Source organism: Cohnella sp. 56 (assembly GCF_037963805.1).
GTDB lineage: Bacteria > Bacillota > Bacilli > Paenibacillales > Paenibacillaceae > Cohnella.
The window spans coordinates 280557-300028 of sequence record NZ_JAZDQE010000002.1; the positions used below are offsets into that span (position 1 = coordinate 280557).

Annotated in this window: 20 protein-coding genes and 1 other RNA gene; 17 read left to right on the forward strand and 4 right to left on the reverse strand. The window is 62.2% G+C overall.

Annotation, left to right across the window (positions count from 1 at the left end):
- The first annotated feature begins 2 nt into the window (after positions 1-2).
- The 10 genes from VQ071_RS04185 (at position 3) to VQ071_RS04230 (ending at position 9218) form a co-directional block, all read left to right on the forward strand.
- Positions 3-812 (forward strand): tRNA (adenine(22)-N(1))-methyltransferase, encoded by an 810-nt coding sequence (locus VQ071_RS04185; protein WP_340512605.1) that lies wholly within the window; start codon positions 3-5, stop codon positions 810-812.
- Positions 779-1894: a Nif3-like dinuclear metal center hexameric protein gene (locus tag VQ071_RS04190; RefSeq protein ID WP_340512606.1), complete on the forward strand. Its 1116-nt coding sequence runs from the start codon at positions 779-781 to the stop codon at positions 1892-1894. Before VQ071_RS04185 ends, VQ071_RS04190 begins: the two co-directional genes overlap by 34 nt.
- A gap of 138 nt (positions 1895-2032) precedes the next feature.
- An RNA gene (gene rnpB, locus VQ071_RS04195) (RNase P RNA component class A) lies at positions 2033-2446 on the forward strand.
- A gap of 26 nt (positions 2447-2472) precedes the next feature.
- Positions 2473-2970, forward strand: a complete 498-nt coding sequence (locus VQ071_RS04200) for a Fur family transcriptional regulator (RefSeq protein WP_445293254.1) — start codon at positions 2473-2475, stop codon at positions 2968-2970.
- 170 nt (positions 2971-3140) lie between these two features.
- Positions 3141-3851: a metal ABC transporter ATP-binding protein gene (locus VQ071_RS04205; RefSeq protein WP_340512607.1), complete on the forward strand. Its 711-nt coding sequence runs from the start codon at positions 3141-3143 to the stop codon at positions 3849-3851.
- On the forward strand, positions 3794-4729 hold the full coding sequence (locus VQ071_RS04210; protein ID WP_340512608.1) for a metal ABC transporter permease: 936 nt from the start codon (positions 3794-3796) through the stop codon (positions 4727-4729). The genes VQ071_RS04205 and VQ071_RS04210 overlap by 58 nt, the downstream gene beginning before the upstream one ends.
- Positions 4726-5697, forward strand: a complete 972-nt coding sequence (locus tag VQ071_RS04215; protein ID WP_445293255.1) for a metal ABC transporter substrate-binding protein — start codon at positions 4726-4728, stop codon at positions 5695-5697. The genes VQ071_RS04210 and VQ071_RS04215 overlap by 4 nt, the downstream gene beginning before the upstream one ends.
- Before the next feature lie 208 nt (positions 5698-5905).
- Positions 5906-6457 (forward strand): dihydrofolate reductase family protein, encoded by a 552-nt coding sequence (locus VQ071_RS04220; protein ID WP_340512609.1) that lies wholly within the window; start codon positions 5906-5908, stop codon positions 6455-6457.
- Between the two features lie 255 nt (positions 6458-6712).
- On the forward strand, positions 6713-7945 hold the full coding sequence (locus VQ071_RS04225; protein ID WP_340512610.1) for an aminopeptidase: 1233 nt from the start codon (positions 6713-6715) through the stop codon (positions 7943-7945).
- A gap of 43 nt (positions 7946-7988) precedes the next feature.
- The gene (locus VQ071_RS04230) at positions 7989-9218 is read left to right on the forward strand and encodes an aminopeptidase (protein WP_340512611.1); all 1230 of its coding nucleotides are present in this window, start codon (positions 7989-7991) and stop codon (positions 9216-9218) included.
- A gap of 75 nt (positions 9219-9293) precedes the next feature.
- On the opposite strand, the gene VQ071_RS04235 is transcribed toward VQ071_RS04230, so the two are convergent.
- From VQ071_RS04235 to VQ071_RS04245, 3 genes are all read right to left on the reverse strand, one after another.
- Positions 9294-9728 (reverse strand): disulfide oxidoreductase, encoded by a 435-nt coding sequence (locus VQ071_RS04235; RefSeq protein ID WP_340512612.1) that lies wholly within the window; start codon positions 9726-9728, stop codon positions 9294-9296.
- A 15-nt stretch (positions 9729-9743) separates the two neighbouring features.
- Entirely contained in the window at positions 9744-10472 is a 729-nt protein-coding gene (locus VQ071_RS04240; RefSeq protein ID WP_340512613.1) for a DsbA family protein, read from the reverse strand.
- A 174-nt stretch (positions 10473-10646) separates the two neighbouring features.
- On the reverse strand, positions 10647-12668 hold the full coding sequence (locus VQ071_RS04245; protein ID WP_340512614.1) for a S8 family peptidase: 2022 nt from the start codon (positions 12666-12668) through the stop codon (positions 10647-10649).
- A gap of 221 nt (positions 12669-12889) precedes the next feature.
- Here VQ071_RS04245 and VQ071_RS04250 point away from each other — a divergent pair, with 221 nt between their 5' ends.
- The 5 genes from VQ071_RS04250 to thiI all read left to right on the forward strand — a co-directional run bounded on the left by VQ071_RS04250 (position 12890) and on the right by thiI (position 17089).
- Positions 12890-13378, forward strand: a complete 489-nt coding sequence (locus VQ071_RS04250) for a DUF3907 family protein (protein ID WP_340512615.1) — start codon at positions 12890-12892, stop codon at positions 13376-13378.
- A gap of 85 nt (positions 13379-13463) precedes the next feature.
- On the forward strand, positions 13464-13673 hold the full coding sequence (locus VQ071_RS04255) for a DUF1540 domain-containing protein (RefSeq protein ID WP_340512616.1): 210 nt from the start codon (positions 13464-13466) through the stop codon (positions 13671-13673).
- A gap of 149 nt (positions 13674-13822) precedes the next feature.
- On the forward strand, positions 13823-14599 hold the full coding sequence (locus tag VQ071_RS04260) for a lytic transglycosylase domain-containing protein (protein ID WP_340512617.1): 777 nt from the start codon (positions 13823-13825) through the stop codon (positions 14597-14599).
- Between the two features lie 102 nt (positions 14600-14701).
- On the forward strand, positions 14702-15859 hold the full coding sequence (locus tag VQ071_RS04265; protein WP_340512618.1) for a cysteine desulfurase family protein: 1158 nt from the start codon (positions 14702-14704) through the stop codon (positions 15857-15859).
- Between the two features lie 3 nt (positions 15860-15862).
- Positions 15863-17089, forward strand: a complete 1227-nt coding sequence (thiI, locus tag VQ071_RS04270) for a tRNA uracil 4-sulfurtransferase ThiI (RefSeq protein ID WP_340512619.1) — start codon at positions 15863-15865, stop codon at positions 17087-17089.
- Positions 17090-17198: 109 nt separating this feature from the next.
- Here thiI and VQ071_RS04275 read toward each other — a convergent pair whose 3' ends face one another.
- Positions 17199-17921 (reverse strand): TerC family protein, encoded by a 723-nt coding sequence (locus VQ071_RS04275; RefSeq protein ID WP_340512620.1) that lies wholly within the window; start codon positions 17919-17921, stop codon positions 17199-17201.
- Between the two features lie 130 nt (positions 17922-18051).
- On the opposite strand from VQ071_RS04275, the gene VQ071_RS04280 reads away from it, so the two are divergent.
- Together VQ071_RS04280 and VQ071_RS04285 are read left to right on the forward strand one after the other, a co-directional pair.
- Positions 18052-18726 (forward strand): TerC family protein, encoded by a 675-nt coding sequence (locus VQ071_RS04280; protein ID WP_340512621.1) that lies wholly within the window; start codon positions 18052-18054, stop codon positions 18724-18726.
- A 170-nt stretch (positions 18727-18896) separates the two neighbouring features.
- Entirely contained in the window at positions 18897-19385 is a 489-nt protein-coding gene (locus VQ071_RS04285; protein WP_340512622.1) for a hypothetical protein, read from the forward strand.
- Positions 19386-19472: the final 87 nt, after the last annotated feature.

The following is a 19472-nucleotide window of genomic DNA, read 5'->3' on the forward strand; positions in this document are numbered from 1 at the left end:
CGATGAACGATATCAATAGCAAGGCGGAAGCCCCGAAGCTGTCCAAGCGGCTCGCGACGCTCGCAAGCTGGGTGCGGCCGGGGGCCAGGTTCGCCGACATCGGCACCGACCATGCGCTGCTGCCTGTATTTCTCGCGCTGAACGGCACGGTGTCGCGCGCGGTGGCAGGCGACGTCAATGCCGGCCCGGCGGAAGCGGCGAGGCGTCAGGTTGCGTCCGCCGGCGTCGGGCACATCGTGTCCGTCCGCCACGGGGACGGCCTGTCGGTGCTCTCGCCCGGCGAGGTGGACACGGTCTGCATCGCCGGCATGGGCGGCAGCCTGATGGTGCGGCTGCTGGACGAGGCGGGGGCGGCGCTGTCGGACGTGACGACGCTGATTCTGTCGCCGCATGTGGCGGAGGATCAAGTGCGCCGCTGGCTGCAGGCGCACCGCTACGTGCTGGAGCGGGAGGCGATCGTCGAGGAAGACGGCGAGAGCTACACGCTGCTGCGGGCGGTCCGCGCCGACAACGAGGCGCAGTCCGAGTCGCGCCATCTGGCGCTGTACGACCCACTGCTGCTGGGCGAAGGCAACAAGGCCGTGCCGACGAATTTGCTGTACGAGATGGGCCCGCTGCTGCTCCGTTCGACGGACGAAGCTTTCTTTAACAAGTGGCGGGCCGAGCTCGTCAAGCGCGAGCGGATCGCGCAGGGGATGAGACAATCCGAATCTGCCGATACCCGGGCGAAGCTCGAAGCGTGGGAGCGCGTATCGGCCGACATCAAGGAGGTGCTGGCATGCTGGCAAGAGGAGAGACGATCGCGCAGCTGATGGAGCGGCTCGCGCCGAAGCACTTTGCAGTCGCGGACGACAAGATCGGATTGCAGATCGGCTCGCTGCGCAAGGAGATCAAGCGCGTGCTCGTCACGCTCGACGTCAATCTTGATGTCGTGCGCGAGGCGGCTGCGCTGGGCGCAGAGCTGATCGTCGCGCATCACCCCGTGATCTACCGTCCGCTCGCTCACCTGCAGACCGATACGCCTGCGGGAGCGCTGGCGGCCGAGCTGATCCGGCGGGATATCGCCGTCTACGTGTCGCATACGAACCTGGACACGGCGGAGGGCGGCCTGAACGACTGGATGGCCGAGGCGCTCGGCCTCGAAGGCCGCGACGTGCTGGAGGAGGTTCATACGGACAAGCTGTACAAGCTCGCCGTCTTCGTGCCGCGTTCGCATCAGGATGCGGTGCGGGACGCGATGTTCCGCGCGGGCGGAGGCTGGATCGGCAACTACAGCCATTGCAGCTTCAACGCAGACGGCATCGGCACGTTCATGCCGCGGGACGGCAGCGATCCGTATATCGGGCAGACGGGGAAGCTCGAGCGCGCGGAGGAGACCCGGATCGAGATCATCGTGCCGGACAGCGCGCGCAAGGCGGTCGTGCAGGCGATGCTGAAGGCACATCCGTACGAGGAGGTCGCCTACGATCTGTACGGCGTCGACCTGAAAGGCCGCTCGTTCGGGCTCGGACGCGTCGGCAAGCTGCCCGAGGCGATGGCGCTGGATGACTTCGCCGGGCTCGTCAAGGCGCGGCTGGACATGCCGTTCGTCCGCGTCGTCGGGGACGGCGCGCGCCAGGTGCGCAAGATCGCCGTGCTCGGCGGCTCGGGCCGCAGCTATATCAAGCGGGCGATGTTCATGGGCGCGGACGTGCTCGTCACGGGCGACATCGACTATCATTCGGCCCAGGATGCCGAAGCCGGCGGGCTCGCGATCGTCGATCCGGGACATTACGCGGAGAAGATCATGCGTCCCAAGACGGCGCAGTGGCTGCGCGAGCGGCTCGCGGACAAGGGCTATGCGACGGAAGTGTTCGCCTCCGAGCTGAATACGGAGCCGTTCAGGCTGAAGTAGGGGACGCACGATTGGGCGGTCGAATCGCTGAGGATGCGCATGTGCAAACCCTGCTTTTGCAGCCTGCTCACCGGCATGTGGGTGCCGCTGCCATTGTGCCGGAGCGCGATATTGGTTATACTTATCGGTGCATATCGGAAAGTTCGACAGACAATCGCTGGCGGCTTCGCGCCGCGAGAGGAAAGTCCGGGCTCCGCAGGGCAGGATGCTGGATAACGTCCAGTCGGCGCGAGCCGAAGGATAGTGCCACAGAAATGGACCGCCGATGGCCGCGATCCGTCGCGGATCAGGCAAGGGTGGAACCGTGGTGTAAGAGACCACGAGGAGCACTGGCGACTTTGCTCCTGGTAAACCCCATCCGGAGCAAGACCGAAGAGGAACGCAGCGGCTCTCGCAGCCGCAGCCCTTGCCCGGGGCGCGTTCGGGTTGGTCGCTCGAGCCGTGCGGCAACGTACGGCCTAGATAGATGATTGTCGCTTCCATCCGTGGGAGGACCACCAGGTCCGTCTTACCACCGGAAGAACAGAACCCGGCTTACGTCGCGCTTTCCGATTGTGCGTTATAGGAGGTTGATATCGATGGGCGTGCACCAACACGACGACACTTGCGGTCACGATCAGGGATCGGCCGGCGAGTCCGCCACGGTGGCGGAGATGGTGTCGATGATGAGCAGGGCCGGATGGCGCATTACCGACCAGCGCCGGACGCTTGCCCGCATATTCGCGGATACCGAAGGCTATTTGTCTCCGAAGGACGTTTACGATCAGCTCGCCGTGAAGTATCCGAGCGTCAGCTTTAATACGGTATACCGCAATCTCCGGATGCTGAGCGATATGGGTGTGCTGGAGCAGTTTTATTTTATGGACGGCGGGCTCAAGTTCAGGGCGAACTGTGTGGGACATCACCACCATCACCTGATCTGCACCAACTGCGAGAAGACGCTGTCGTTCGACTATTGCCCCATGAAGGAAGACCTGGAGCTGCCCGGCCACTATCGGGTGCTGAGCCATCGCTTCGAGATTTACGGCGTATGCGAGGAATGCCAGCAGGAGGGTGCGCAGCAGACGGCGCGTTGAAGGACAGCTCGTCCGACGACGATTGGATGTTGACGCACGGACCGCGTGCTGTTATATTGTTTAAGTGTAATTGTTACTGTTTATAATGAAAAATAGCCGGGCTGCGCTGCAGCCTTTTGTTTTGGATAAAAAGTGTAACTTTTACGATAAAGAAGAGGGGAGAGAGCGGGATGAAGCTTGTTGCGATGGAAGGCGTCGTATTCGGCTATGATGACGTGCCGAGCCTGGAGGATGTCAATCTGGAGATCGGCACCGGCGAGTTCGTCGCCGTCACCGGTCCGAACGGCGCTTCCAAGACGACGCTGCTTCGCCTGATGATGGGACTGCTCTCCCCCTGGAAGGGCAAGGTTGCGCTCGCAAGTCGCGGCACGGGCGGCGGCAAGCTGTCGATTGGCTACGTGCCGCAGCAGATTGCGGCTTTTAACAGCGGCTTCCCCAGCAGCATCCTGGAGTTCGTGCGGTCAGGCCGCTATACCAAAGGCTCGTGGCTCAGAAGATTGAATGTGCGGGATCACGAGCTGACGGAGCAGGCGCTCCGGCAAGTGGGCATGTGGCATCTGCGGCATCGCAAGATCGGCGAGCTGTCCGGAGGCCAGAAGCAGCGGATCTGCATCGCGCGGGCGCTGGCGATGGAGCCGGACCTGCTCGTGCTGGACGAGCCGACGACGGGTATGGACCAGGAGAGCCGGTTCGGCTTTTACGAGCTGATGAAGGCCCAGACGGAGCAGTACGGACGGACGGTCGTCATGGTCACGCACGGCCTGGACGAAGTATCGCCGTATTTGGACCGCATCATCGAACTGGAACGGAAGGAGGATGGCAAGTGGAGATGCTGCACTACGACTTCATGCAGAGGGCATTTCTCGCCGGCGCACTCATAGCGCTCGTCGCGTCTGCGCTCGGCGTCTATCTCATGCTGCGCCGGCAGGCGCTCATGGCGGATATGCTCTCGCATGTCTCCCTGGCCGGGATCGCAGCCGGCGCGTATCTCCACTGGAATCCGACGCTGACCGGATTCGCCATCGCCATCGTCGGCGCGGTTGCGGTCGAGTACGTCCGCCGTTCGTACAAGACATACAGTGAGATATCGGTCGCGATCATCATGGTCGGCGGCCTGTCGAGCGCCGTCATCATCATGAACCTGAACCAGAGCGTGAGCAAGAGCTTCTCGTCCTATCTGTTCGGCTCGGTCGTGGCGGTCAACCGGACCGAGCTGATTCTGATGTTCGCGGTATCCGTGCTGGCCGCGCTATTCTTCATTCTGATGCGGCGGCCGCTGTATCAGATGACCTTCGACGAGGATACGGCCAAGACGGCGGGACTGCCCGTGAACTGGCTGTCGCTCGCATTCAGCGTCGTCACCGGCATGATCGTCGCCGCGGCGATGCCGATCGTCGGGGTGCTGCTCGTATCGTCGCTCGTCGTGCTGCCGGCGGCGCTGGCGATCAGGCTGGCGTCGAGCTTCGCGCTGGCGGTCGGACTGTCCATGGCATTCGGCCTCGCCGGCGTATGGTCGGGCCTTGCCGCCTCCTATGCCTTGAGCACGCCGCCCGGCGCGACGATCGCGCTCATCCTGCTCGCGATGCTGCTCGTCGGCATCGGCTTGAGGAAGGCCGCGGTCAAGGCGGCCAAGCGCAGGAGCCGGCTCGGGCAGGCCGGCGAAGGCGCGGCCGTCCGGTTCGAAGCGGCGCTGTTCCAGAGTGCCGCGAATGCCGCGAATGCCGTGCGTGTGCCGGACAAGGGGGAGACAAAATCGTGAGAGGCGTGCTGATCAAGGCGGCGGCTCTGCCGTTAGCTGCCGCGCTGCTGCTGGCGGGCTGCGGCGGCGGGGGTTCGACGAAGGGCGCGGATCCCGCTGCCGGCGATCCGGGCAAGCTTCGCGTCGTGGCAAGCTTTTACCCGATGTACGAATTCGCCCGTCAGGTCGCAGGCGACCGGGCCGAAGTCGTCGCGATGGTGCCGGAAGGCGTGGAGCCCCATGACTGGGAGCCGACGCCCAAGGATATGGCCATGCTGTCCAAGGCGGACGTGTTCGTCTACAACGGAATGGTCGAAGGCTGGGCGGAGCAGGCGCTGTCGAGCGCGGCCAATGCCGGGCGCGTCAATGTCGAGGCTTCGCAAGGAGTTGCGTTGGCAAGCGGCGATGCGGAGGAAGCGCATGAAGCTCATTCGGAAGCGGATCACGGCGACCACGTCCATGACGGCGCCGATCCCCACGTCTGGCTCAGTCCCGCGCTTGCGCAGCGCGAGGTCGAGAACATCCGGGACGGACTCGCGAAGGCCGATCCGGCTCACAAGAGCGACTACGAAGCGAACGCGTCGGCCTATATCGCCAAGCTTCAGAAGCTCGACGCGGATTTTAAGTCCGGTCTGCAAGGGACCAAACGAAAAGACTTCGTGACGCAGCATGCCGCGTTCGGCTATCTGGCTCGCGAGTACGGCCTTGTGCAAGTGCCGATCGCCGGACTGTCGCCCGAGCAGGAGCCGACGCCGGCGGAGATGGCGGCCGTCGTGCAGAAGGTCAAGTCGCTCGGCATCGGCACGATCTTTTTCGAGGAGCTGGTCGATCCCAAGATCGCGGAGACGATCGCGGACGAGACCGGCGCCAAGACGGCCGTGCTGAATCCGATCGAAGGTCTGACGAAGCAGGACAAGGAGCGGCACCTCGACTATATCGGCATTATGGAGAACAACCTCTCGGCCTTGATCGAGGCGTTGAATGAATAAGGCAAGCAATGAATAAGGCAAGCAGCTATGGAAAGCGGTGCGAAGCGCCGCTTTTTTTTGCGTCCGGAAGGCTGTTCCCGAGCGACGACAGGCCTCGGCTGTCCGGCGCAGCGGCCAATGCCGCGGTCGCAGGCTCCAAATCAGCAATCCAAGAGAATTCCGGGCTGCAAAAATATTATAAAATGTAGCTATAAAGGAGGCGGGACATATGGGGCGTGTAATCCTGCAGATGAACGTAACGCTGGACGGCTGCTGTGACCACAGACAGATGATTGCGGATGAGGAGGTTCACCGGTACACGGCAGATTTGATGGACCGCTGCGACGGCGGGCTTTTCGGACGAGAGATTTACCAGCTGATGGAGCAATTTTGGCCGGCCATTGCCAGCAGCGGCGATGGACCCCCATTCATCGTCGACTTCGCGCACAAGCTCAACCGGCAGCCCAAGTACGTGTTCTCGCGGACGCTGGATCATGTATCGTGGCAGAATTCTTTTTTGTTGAAAGGGCCCGTCTCCGAGGAAGTGCCGAAGCTTACGGCAGAAGGGAAGAATCTGCTCGTCAACGGCGGTCCCGGCCTCGGCTCCACCCTGGCGCAACTGGGCTTGGTGGATGAGTATCATTTGCTCGTAAACCCTATCGTTGCAGGACGCGGTCCCCGCTTATTGGGGGGAATTCATGAGCGGCTGAAGCTGAAGCTGACCGAGACTAAGACCTTCAGCTCAGGCGTCGTGCTGCTGCGCTACGCGCCCGTTCGTTAACTGCCCGGCCGCTGCCGGGAATTTTGCGCTGCTGCTGCGGACATCCGTCTGCAGCAGCAGCGCATTTTGCGGTTGCGGCTCTCCGCGCCGCTTGCTCCCGACGTCCGTACACGCCGCTGCGGCATTGCGCCCGTGCAGACAGGTCGGCACAATAAAAATGACCGACCAGTTCAGTTTGTGATTCGTCCCGTCTTTCGTTACAATGGAAGCAAGAAAAACGAAATGACTCAAACTGAACAAATGGAGTGTGCCCTGATGTCGGAGTTCGAGAAGGATTTGACCAAGTATGCAGAGCTGATCGTAAAGATCGGCGCGAACGTTCAGCAGGGTCAGGAGGTGTATGTCACAAGCCTGATCGAAGGAGCGCCGCTCGCCCGCCTTGTCGTCGAGCAGGCCTACAAAGCGGGCGCCAGCCAGGTGTTCGTCGATTGGGCCGACGATACGCTCACCAGGCTCAAATACGATCATGCGGCGCCCGAGGTGTTCGCCAAGTTTCCGGAGTGGGAGAAGCAGCGTCGCAACGGGTTCGTCGAGCGGGGCGCCTGCTTCATCTTCCTGAACTCGTCCAATCCCGACCTGCTCGCCGGCGTCGAGCCGAAGCGGATCGGCGACTATCAGAAGGCTGCGGGCGAGGCGCTGATCGTGTACCGCCAGGCGACGGCGGCCGACAAGGTCGCATGGACGATCGCGGCGAGCGCTACGCAGGCATGGGCGCACAAGGTATTCCCGGGCGAATCCGCGGAGACGTCCGTGCGCAAGCTATGGCGGGCGATCTTCGACGCCGTCCGGCTGCATGCCCACGATCCCGTGGACAATTGGCGCGCGCACAATGCCAGCCTCCAAGCCCGGGCCGCTTGGCTGAACGAGATGCGGTTCAACGAGCTGCGCTACCGGGCGCCCGGTACGGACCTGACGATCGGGCTGCCGGAGCGTCATCTGTGGATGACGGCTGCCGGCACGCGGCCGGACGGCGTCGGCTTCATGAAAAATATGCCGACCGAGGAAGTGTTCACGGTGCCTCACCGGGAACGCGTGGACGGGTACGTGAGCAGCTCCAAGCCGCTTAACTATAGCGGCAGCACGGTGGACCGCTTCAAGCTGACGTTCGACAAAGGCCGGATCGTCGGCGTGGAAGCCGAAGTCGGCGAGGCCATACTGAAGCAGATTGTCGAGACGGACGAAGGCTCGCATTATTTGGGAGAAGTCGCGCTCGTACCGCATCGTTCGCCGATCTCGAACTCCAACATTTTGTTTTACAACACGCTGTTCGACGAGAATGCGTCCAATCATCTGGCGATCGGCTTAGGCTTCCCCTTTACCCTAGAAGGAGGCAAGACGATGACGCCCGAGGAGCTCAAGGCGCATGGCGTCAATGCGAGCATCACGCATGTCGACTTCATGGTCGGCACGGCAGAGATGGATATCGACGGCATCCGGGAGGACGGGACGGTCGTGCCGGTATTCCGCGGCGGGAACTGGGCGCAGTGAGCGGCGGAGTCATCCGCAATTTATGACGACGGAGGTTGGAACGATGGAACAATTGGAACAGCAGCTGCAGCGCTACGCGGAGCTGATCGTCAAGGTCGGCGTTAACGTCCAGCAAGGACAGGAAGTGTTCATCTCGAGCCAGATCGAGACGGCGCCGCTCACGCGCCTGGTCGCAGCGGAGGCTTACCGGGCAGGCGCCGGCAACGTGTATGTCGATTGGAACGACGATACCGTATCCCGGCTTAAATACGATCATGCAGCCCCCGAGGTGTTTAGCAACTTTCCCGAATGGGAGACGCTCAAGCGGAACAGCTTCGTCGAGCGCGGGGCTTGCTTCATCTCGTTCGTCTCGTCCGGTCCCGACGTGCTGAAGGGCGTCGATCCGCAGCGGATCGGCGCCTATCAGAAGGCGGCGGGCGCAGGTCTCGTTAATTTCCGGCGCGCCGTCCAATCGGACAAGGTCGCCTGGACGGTTGCGGCAGCGGCATCTGCAGACTGGGCGAACAAGGTATTCCCGGGCGACGAGCCTGAGCTGGCCGTGAACAAGCTGTGGCTCGCGATCTTCGACGCCGTGCGTCTGCACGAGGAAGATCCCGTCGAAGCCTGGCGGGCGCATGATCAGAGCCTGCACGGCAAGGTGGATTGGCTGAACGGGCTGCGTCTGCGCAAGCTGCGCTACAGGGCGGCGGGGACCGATCTGACGGTCGAGCTGCCCGATCGCCATCTGTGGGTCGGCGCCTCGAGCGTGACGCCGGACGGTGTCAGGTTCATGGCGAACATGCCGACCGAAGAAGTGTTCACGGCGCCGCGCCGCGACGGGGTGGACGGCTATGTGAGCAGCACGAAGCCGCTCAGCTTCGCCGGCAACATCATCGACCGCTTCAAGCTGACGTTCGCGCTTGGGCGGATCGTCAAAGCCGAAGCCGAGGAGGGCGAGGAGATTTTGCGGCAGCTCGTCGAGACTGACGAGGGCACGCATTACCTCGGCGAGATGGCGCTCGTGCCGCATCGCTCGCCGATCTCGGAGTCGAATATTTTGTTTTACAATACGCTGTTCGACGAGAACGCCTCGAATCACTTCGCCATCGGCAGCGGCTATGCGTTTAACGTTGAAGGCGGCAAGACGATGTCGCCCGAGGAGCTGGCAGCCAGCGGCATCAACCAGAGCGTCGCGCATGTCGATTTTATGGTCGGCTCGGCCGAGATGGATATCGACGGCTACCAGGAGGACGGCACGATCGTGCCGATTTTCCGAGGCGGCAATTGGGCTTAAGCAAACGAAATGCGATACCGACAAACAAAAGAGGCAGGCCGGCGTATACAGCCGATCTGCCTCTTTTTTCGTTCGTTATGCTTCCTCATCGTCTTCCACTTGCGCGCCGCCGTTCCTGCTCCCGAACCAGAGCAGCAGCCCGATCATCACAAATGCGACGAGCGCCATCAACGGGATCGTAATGACGCCGAACCAGTCCAGGTAATCTTCGTCGCAGGGGACGCCGACCGTGCAGGGCAGGATGCTGGCCATGCCCGGCACTTTTTGCTCCCCATAGTGGTAGAGAGAGATGCAGCCGCCGATAATGACGAGCGGCATGACATAACCTACGATGCGCCGGTCGCCCCGGATCGCAGCGCGGCCCAGCAGCAGCACGAGCGGATACATGAAGATTCGCTGCAGCCAGCAGAGCTTGCAGGGAGCGAATTCAAGAATCTCGCTCATGAACAGGCTGCCGCCGGTCGCGACGAGAGAGACGACCCAGGCCAGATAGAGAAAACGATCCCGCATCGTGCGCTTCCCCCTTTATGAGCCCGAAGCGGCACCCTTTTCCTGCAGCGCCTTCTCGATCTCGGCCTTTAAGTTTTCATACCTTAGCGCCTGGCTATCCGTCAGCTTCCTGCCGTTCAGGACAATCGTCGGCGTGCCTCCGAAGTTGTTGTCGCGGGCAATTTTGTTGTGCTTGTTCACTTCGTCCTTGTATGTCTCCTTGTCGATGTCGCTTTTCAGCTTGTCGTAGTCCAGGTTCAGCTTGTTGTCGCGGGCCAGCTGGACGAGAAAATCGGATGTCGCCCAGGGCGCGCGCTCGTCGCCTTGATTGGCGTAGACGCTATGATAGAAGTTCCAAAATTCGTCCTTGTTCTGATGGTAGACCGCTTGCGCAGCGAGCGCCGCCGTCGTCGAGTCCTGGCTGATGATCGTAAAGTTCATGAAGCTGAGAGAGACTTTGCCGGTATCGATGAAGTCCTTTTTCAGCTGCGGATAAATCGTCTCGCTGAACATTTTGCATGTAATGCACTTGAAATCGCCGAACTCGACCAGCTTCACCGGCGCATCGGCTTGTCCGATCGTCGGCAGCTTGTTGTAATCGAAGTTCAAGTCCTCGGGCTGCGGTCTGAATACGACTGCGAGCGCGATGATCGCGACGGCGATGACGACCGTCGACCATACCCAGATGCGCGACTGCTTGCGTTTCTTCTTCGCCAGAGCCTCCTTTTTCAGACGTTCCTCTTTTTTGCGCTGCGCCTTGTCCAATAAGCTCGACCCCTTTGTACCAGTTAAATTCATTCGGATGCCGCTATTATACTCTTTTATTATAGTTTTCCCGGGGGCATCCGACAAATCCGAATGCGCCGCATGCCAAAATAGCCATCCGACGGTCGGGACCTGCGGGTCCGTGTTCCGTCGGATGGCTTGTTAAGCGCGTGCTTATGTCCCGAACAGGCCGGACAACAGCGACTGCAGCCGCTCGAGCAGCCGCTGCTGGAGCACGTCGGCTTCGCCCGTATACTGCGCGCCGCCCTGTCCGGCGACCGCGCGCTGCTCGGAGCCGGCTGCGCGTGTGCCGGCAGCGGCTTCGAGGGCGGCCCGGACGTCGATCTGTCCGTAGCCGAACTCGGGATCCTTGCCGGCTGCGCCCAGATCCTTGGCCGTCTGACCGAGCAGCGCCGCGATCCGATCGTTCGTCAGTGTGCCGTCCGCAGCCAGCATGAGCGATGCCAGCGCAGCGACATGCGGGCTCGCCATGGAGGTGCCCGAGAGCGCCGCGTAGCGGCTGCCGGGATAGGTGCTGGCGATCGAGGTGCCGGGGGCGGCGACATCGATATAGTCGCCATAGTTGGAGTAGGACGCGCGCAGCTCGTCCGATCCGGTGGCGCCTACGGCGACGACCTCCGGATAGGCGGCCGGATAGCCCGGCCGGTCCGTGTTGTCGTTGCCGCTCGCGGCGATGACGACCGCGCCCTTGTCATGCGCGTACTTGATCGCGTCGTGCAGGAACTGGGCTTCGGCATAGTTGCCGAGGCTCAGGTTGATGATCTGCGCGCCGTGATCCGCCGCCCAGATGACGCCCTCCGCAACCGAATAAGTCGTTCCCGCGCCGGTGCTGTCGAGCGCCTTGACGGGCATGACCTTCGTATACCAGGTCATGCCGGCCACGCCCTCGTTGTTGTTCACCTGCGCGGCGATGATGCCGGCGACATGCGTACCGTGTCCGACGTCATCCTCCGGGGCCGCCGACGGGTCGACGATATTCGTGCCCTGGACGAGTCTGCCCTTCAGATCGGGATGATCCAGCTGTACGCCGGTGTCCACGACCGCGACGACGATGTCCTGCTTGCCCCTGGAGACGTTCCAGCCGCGCTCCGTCGCGATCTCCGGCAGATTCCATTGATATTGGCCGTACAGCGTGTCGTTCGGCACGATGTCCGCAGCCTGCGCCGGGCCCCCCGCGCTCTGCGCCGCATTCCCCGCGCTCTGCGGCTTCCAGATCGCGCCGGGCTTGCCGTCGTTGGTCATGTACAAATAATGAGGCTCGACGTACAGCGGATTCCAGTTTTTCTTGAAGTAGGCGATGAGCTGGGCGGTGCTGAGCGTCCGCGAGCGGAACACATACGTCTGTCTGCGGTGCTCGCGGGCGACGGACAGATCGAGCCGCTTGCGCAGCGCCATCAGCTGACGCGCATCGAGCTTGCTGCGCAGCTTGACGACGACTTCGCCTACGGCATAGTGGCTGGCATGGCCGTTCGCCTCGCCCGAGACGACTTGCTTGTCCTTGAGCCTGCCCGGCTCGGTCGCCTGGGTCCGGAAGCGGCTGTCGTCCGGATAAGGGACGAGGCGCAAATTGCGCTGCTGATGCCGCTCGACTTCCTCTACGGCGTCGCTGTGTATGATGGCGACGATGCCGTCGCCCGCGCGGCCCTTCGGTTCGGCGAGCACGAACCCGCTGCTCCCGTGCATCGGCAGCGAGGCGGACTCGTAGCTGCGGCCTTGGCGAATCGCGGCGACGCCTTCGTCCCAAGCCTTGCGGATGTCCGCGCTGTATTCCCCGGGCTTCGCCCCGGCGGATATCGTCGTCCCGCCCGAGCGCCAGGCCGCCGCCTCGAAGTGGCGGTTGTGCTGCAATAATTGCGCGAGCGCCGTCTCCTTGCGCCGGAGCGCGGCATCGGCCGATGCCGGGGCCATGCCGGCGGAGGACAGCTTGCGGATATCGCTGCGGCATTCGAGCCTGCACAGCAAGCCTGTCCGCTTCATATCCTCGCGCACCGTGCTGAGCTTGGCCTCGCGCTCCCGGGATGCAGCTGCTGCGGACGGCTGGGCGGCGTCGGGAACCGGCTGCGCGCTGCGGGGAGCGTGCTGCGCGTTCCGGCCGTTCGGCACGATGAGCGGAAAAGCAAACACGGCGACGGCAACGGCGAATAACAATCCGATAAATGCGTATCGGCGGCGCATAGACGAATTCGACCTCCTTGCTTGGATTGGCGATTGTGATTGGCTGTCATGCGTTTACGGTCAGTTATAGACTTTGATAAGCCGGAAAAATTATACGAACGAATTAAGGGCCCGCAGTACCGCTCCGGACGTATTTATGGTAGGATAGAGACATTGCGTCTTGCGGGAACTCTGCGGGGCGCCTCATGCATGTGCATATAATGGAAAGGGGTAAGCAATCTATGCCATCCGCCAACGTGAAGGCGTTAGCCGAGTCCAGCCGCGACAAGCTCAAGGCGGCGATCGATCCATTGGAATCCTTCCTGAACGGACATGCGCTTCCGCAGTTGGTTACCGAAAATAACACGGAAACTTTTTATGCCGGACTGCTGTCCGACCTGCGTCATCTGCTCGTTTTTTCCGAAGTTTCCTACGAAAAGCTAGGCGCCCTGCTGCGGCGGCCGAATTTCGACGTGGCCTCCGCCGAGCGCTTGCTTTATGATGTATATCATCATTGCGTCAACGCTTTTTTCTATCCGAAAAACGAGGGCTATTCCGAAGACGGCAGATATGCGTATACCGGACAGGACGCGATTCGCTTCAGCGCGAAGCCCGTACGGGCCGCACGCGATCTGGTGCTCGGCGTATCGCGGATTTATGAGGAACTGCGCGAGGACCTGGCTTATTATGAGAGCGAGTATCTGATCCAGCGCCGCCTGCAGTCCAAATAAGGCCAGGCTCTCCTGCACCTCCCTTGACGCGGCTTGCATGCGTCGGCTTGGTCTGGCCAGACTAAGCTGCGGAGGTGATTCCAATATGCCAGGCGGCGTAGCTTGCAGTGTGAGCAATTGCGCATTTTGGGACGAAGGCAACCGGTGCGGCGCCAAAGAGATCGCCATCGAGATCGACGCGCACGCAGGAGCGAAGTGGAACGAGGAGTTTGCGGACGAATCGTTCGCCGGCCACCGAGATACGGCCGCGCGCTCCAGCGGCACCTGCTGCCTGACCTTCAAGCCGAACTCGTAAATTCAAGCTTGTGCGATCGCCGTCCGTTCCCGCCGTTGCGGGAGCGGGCGGCGGTTGCATTTTTCGCCTTCTTTTACTGGTCGTCGCAATCGAAGTATTGTACAATAAATTTGTTCGTTTATTTCGATTGATAGAGGGCGATACAGGACATGACACCGATAGATGGAATTTCCGGACATGCTGTCGACCCGCGGCTGCTCAAGCAGCTTCTGCTGACGCAGTTCACCTCCGGCATCGACCCGTTCGCAGGCAATGCGGATGCAGTGGCCTCCGGCGACGATAGCAATCTGTTCAGTCAGCTGTTGTCTCAATATATGAGCGGTACGAGCAGTTACGGATACGGAGGCGTGAGCGCCGGCGCATTCGGCGCGTCGGACGATCTGTCTGCGCCGGCGTTGTCATCCGGGCTCGGACTCTTGTCCGCAGGCGCAGGCGCGCTCGGCGCGAGCCGATTGACCTTCGGTCCGACCGGCGCCGCCGGTCTGGCGGCGGACGCCGGCGCTTCGACCTCCGCATACGACGGATTGATCACTGCCGCTGCGGAGCGCTACGGCATCGACCCCGCCCTGATCAAGGGGGTCATCCAGACGGAGTCGGACTTCAGGCCCGACGCGGGCTCCTCCGCCGGGGCCAAGGGCCTCATGCAGCTGATGGACGGCACGGCAGCCGGCCTCGGCGTCTCGAACGTATTCGATCCGGCGCAGAATATCGACGGCGGCAGCAGGTATCTGTCCTACTTGCTGCGCAAATACGACGGCAACGAGATGACCGCGCTCGCCGCTTACAATGCGGGACCGGGCCGGGTAGACCGGCTCGGATTGCGTACGGATGCCGACGTGACGAGCCGTCTGTCCGAGCTGCCGGCCGAGACGCAGGCTTACATCGGCAAGGTGCTGTCCGCCCGCAGCGGCTGGAAGCTGCCTTGATCCGGCGCTTGACGACGGAAGGACGATAGGCGAAGCAGGGATCAGGGCGGCGCTATGCCGCCTTTGATCTTTTTATTTTGCCCGGAGAAAGGAAAATGGACATTGCAAACCTATTACTTCGATCATAGCGCGTCCACCCCGCCCTACGAATCCGTAATCCGCACGGTCGCCGAGCTGATGGCGCAGCACTATGCCAACCCGTCGGCGCTGCATCGGGCCGGCACGGAAGCCCACAAGCTCATCGAGCGGGCCAGAGAAGCGGTTGCGGGCCTGCTCGGCGCGGCGGCCGGCGAAGTCATCTTCACATCGGGCGGCACGGAGAGCAACAATCTGGCGATCAAGGGCATACTGGGGGCTGGCGGCCGCAAGCCGAAGCATCTGATCACGACTGCGATCGAGCATTCGTCGGTCTACGGCACGGCCAGGCAGCTCGAGAGCGAGGGCGTTCGCGTCACCTTCGTCGCGCCGAACGCGCAAGGCCGGATCGAGGCCGCCGACATCGAGACTGCGATCGGACCGGATACCGCACTCGTCAGCGTCATGCATGTGAACAACGAGACCGGCGTCGTACAGCCCGTCGAGGAGATCGGCCGGCTGCTGCGCGCTCATCCGAAGGTGCGCCTGCATGTGGACGGCGTCCAGGCGCTGGGGAAGGTGCAGCTCGACTGGGCCGCCTCCGGCGTCGATCTGTACAGCGCATCCGCGCACAAGTTCAGGGGGCCGCGAGGGGCGGGCTTCCTGCTTGTGCGGGAGGGCATCAGGCTGACGCCTCAGCTCACCGGCGGCGGGCAGGAGAGCGACGCGCGCAGCGGCACGCACAACCTGCCGGGCATCGTCGGCATGGCGCAGGCGCTCAGGCTCGCGCTCGAATCGCTGCCGGAGCGCAGAGCCCGCATGTACGCGCTCCGAAGCCGGTTGATCGGCGGCATCAAGACGATACCGGAGCTCGTGCTGAACGTGCCCGAAGAGGAGCGGCTCGTCTCGCCGCAGATCGTCAATCTGTCGTATCCGGGCATGCGGCCCGAGGTGCTGCTGCATATGCTCGAGCAGCAGGGGATTCTGATCTCCACCCAATCGGCCTGCTCGTCCAAAAGCCTGAAGCCGAGCCGTGTGCTGATGGCCATGGGGCTCGGAGAGGCGCGATCGACCGGGAGCATCCGGATCAGCTTCGGCGACGAGCATGTCGAGGCGGACATCGATATTTTGACCGAGAGGCTGCGTACGGCTGTCGCGAAGCTGAAGCTGCTGGAGAGGAATTGAACGATGAACTTTAACTATTTGCTTGTCCGTCTGGGCGAGTTGACGCTCAAGGGGAGAAACCGCGGCAGATTCGAGTCGCTCATGCTCGGCAAGATCAAGGAGGCGCTGCACGCCTGCGCCGGACTGCAATACGAGAGCTCCTACGGCCGCGTCTATATCAAGCTGAACGGCGCCGACGCTGCCGAGACGATGTCGAGACTGGCCGACGTGTTCGGCATTCAGACGATCAGCCCGGTGCTGCGCACGAGCCACGATCTCGAGGAGATCCGCCGCGCCGCGCTCGCCGTCCTGCAGGCGCATCTGCCCGTGCCCTCGACGTTCAAGATGAGCGTGAAGCGCGCCTGGAAGGCGTTCCCGCACGATTCGATGGAGATGAATCATCTCGTCGGCGCCCATGTGCTCCGCAATACGCCCGCGCTGCGCGTGGACGTCCGCGAACCGGACGTGGAGCTGCGGCTCGATATTCAGCCGCAGGGCGTCTTCGTATACTGCTCCGTGGTGGCGGGGGCCGGAGGCTTCCCGCTGGGCATGAACGGCAAGGCGATGCTGCTTCTGTCCGGCGGCATCGACAGTCCGGTCGCCGGATGGCTGGCGATGCGCAAAGGGCTGGAGATCGAAGCGGTGCATTTCCACAGCTATCCCTTCACGAGCCAGCAGGCGACCGACAAGGTCGTCTCCCTGGCGCAGCGGCTCGCTTATTACGGCGGCAGGATCAAGCTCCACCTGGTGCCGTTCACCGAGCTACAGACGCTGCTGGCGCAGCAGAAGCAGGATCATCTCATCATCACGCTCATGCGGCGCTCGATGCTGCGCATCGCGCAGCGGCTCGCGGAGCGATCGGGCGCGCTCGCGATCGTGACGGGCGACAGTCTGGGCCAAGTGGCGAGCCAGACGCTCGGCAGCATGAACGTGATCGGCCGCACGACCGACCTGCCGCTGCTGAGGCCGCTCGTCATGATGGACAAGCTGGAGATTATCCGCATCTCCGAGCGCATCGGCACCTACGAGACTTCGATTCTCCCGTTCGAAGACTGCTGCACGCTGTTCGTGCCCAAGTCACCGGCGACGAACCCGAATCTGCGCGTCGTCGAAGGCGTCGAGCATGCGCTCGGCGCGGAGCTCGCGCGCCTCGTCGATGAAGCGGTCGCCGGCACGGAGACGGTGACGCTGACCGAGCGCGGCAGGCTCGATGCCAAGCCGGCGCCCGCAGCCGAAGACCGCTGGTTCTAACGCGAGCTCGGCTGCGGCCCTGCCGCCAATAAAAAAAGCTCCCCGCCCGCAGCGGCTCAAGGCCTGTCTGCGAAGGGGAGCTTCTTTTTTTGTCGGGAGCGGGTCCGGTTCAGTGCGGATCGGAGGATTGCAGCCGCTTGGCTGCATTTTTGCGGTTTTTGGCGGCGTTGCTCCAGATGCCGAGCGCCAGCACGGCGATGACGACGACGATCATGAACGCCCAGTTGGCCGCGTCGTTGTCGAACAGCTCTGCGAGCTTCTTTTCATGCGTAATCATCTTGGCGGCCGTGTAGGCCAGGATGGCCGAGCCGATATAGATGATCCACGGGAAGCGCTGAATCAGGCTGACGAACAGCGTGCTGCCCCAGACGACGATCGGAATGCTGATGAGCAGTCCCAAGATGACGAGCAGGGTGCTATGGTCGGAGCTGCTGCTGCCTGAGGCTGCGCCCGCGATCGCGATGACATTGTCGAGACCCATGGCCGCGTCCGCGATGACGATCGTTCGCACTGCGCTCCACAGGCTGCTGCCGGCCTGCACATGCTCGTGTGAATCCTCCTGGATGAGCAGCCTGTAAGCGATCCACAGCAGCACCACGCCGCCGACGGCGAGCAGGAACGGAATTTTGAGCAAATATACAATCAGCAAAGTGGCGATGACCCGGATGATGACCGCTCCGGCCGTACCCCACAGGATAGCTTTTCTCTGGCTGGCCTTCGGCAGATTGCGCGCGGCCAGGCCGATGACGATGGCATTGTCGCCCGCCAGCATCAAGTCGATCAGAACGATGGTGATTAGCGCTGTAAAAAAATCGGCGTTCAAAAAGTCCATTCCCGACCCTCCTCATGATATACAAATGCTAATACGGCGGTCGGACAAATAAAGATTCAAATTTCGTTCGGACATCCTCCTTCATATTGCGCCCGGCCTGTACATATAACAGGGGAAGAGGAGGTGCGGCATGGAACAAGAATTGTGGGGTCAATTCGTCATCTTCGTACAGATCGTGCTTATTAATCTATTGCTGAGCGGCGACAACGCCGTCGTCATCGCGATGGCGGGCAGGAGGCTGCCGCCGGCGCAGCGCCGGCGCGCGGTCTGGTGGGGCGCCGCTGCGGCCGTGCTGCTCAGATGCGGGCTCACCGTGCTCGCCGCGCTGCTGCTCGATATCCCGTATTTGCAGACGATCGGCGCCGTGCTGCTGCTGGCGATTGCATACAAGCTGCTGGGGGATCAGAAGGAAGAGACAAGCGATCATGCCGGCTCCGCCACGCTCGCGGGCGCGGTATGGACGATCGTCGCGGCCGATTTTGTCATGAGCCTGGACAATGTGCTTGCCGTCGCGGCCGTTGCGGGCGAGGACACGGGTCTGCTGCTGATCGGCATCGCGATGAGCATCCCGATTATTATTTGGGGGAGCTCGTTTATTATTCACCTGTTGGACCGCTACCCGCTGCTCGTCTACGCGGGCGGCGCGCTGCTGGGCTATGCCGCCATCGAGATGGCGCTCGGGGACCGCGGGCTCGCGCCGCTGCTCGCAGGCTTCAGCGAGAGCGCGCTCAAGGCGCTCCCCTATGCGGCCGTTGCCGTCCTGCTGCTCGCTTCGCTGTGGCGGCGCAGGCGAAGCGCAGGCTGAACGCCAGGAGCCGGGCGACTGCCGAACGGACCGTTTCCGGCGCTTTGTGGCTAATTCATGGCTTTTGAAGGCGGCGAACTGGTTTTTTACCCCAACTTCCATTAAACTGTTAGTTAACGAAACGAAGCAGGGAAGTTATCGCATCAGACAAGAGAAGTGGGGGAGCCGCGTTGAACAAACAATCCGCCGCGGTCGGGATCTGGATTCTGGCAGCGGGATTGATCATTTTGCTCGGCAAGCTGGGCGTATTTTCGTTTATCGGGTCCGTATTTTGGCCGATTTTGATTTTGATCGTCGGCATATTGCTTCATGTGCTGTTTTTCGGCGGCATCGTGCCCGCCGTCATGCTCGTGCCTGCCGGCATCCTGACGGGTTCGTCGCTGCTGCTCATGGTCGGCAACTGGTTCGGTTGGCGGTCGATGAGATATATATGGCCGCTGTATTTGCTCGCGATCGCAGTGGGGCTGTACGAATATTTCGTATTCGGCATCTCCCGGGACCGCGCCTTATGGAACGCCGCGATGGGGCTCGGCGCTCTGTCGCTGTTGCTGTTCGCGATCACGCTGCTGTGGACTTGGGGTATTTATTTGCTGGCGGTCGTGCTGATCGGCTTCGGCATCTGGCTCGTCATGCAGCGGCCGCGCCGCAGACGGCGCTGAATCGCAGGTCTGTCGAAAATCGTTGATTCGGGGTTGGCAATCGGCCTCGTCTAGCGTATAATTGAAGGGATGTAGACAACGTCGGCC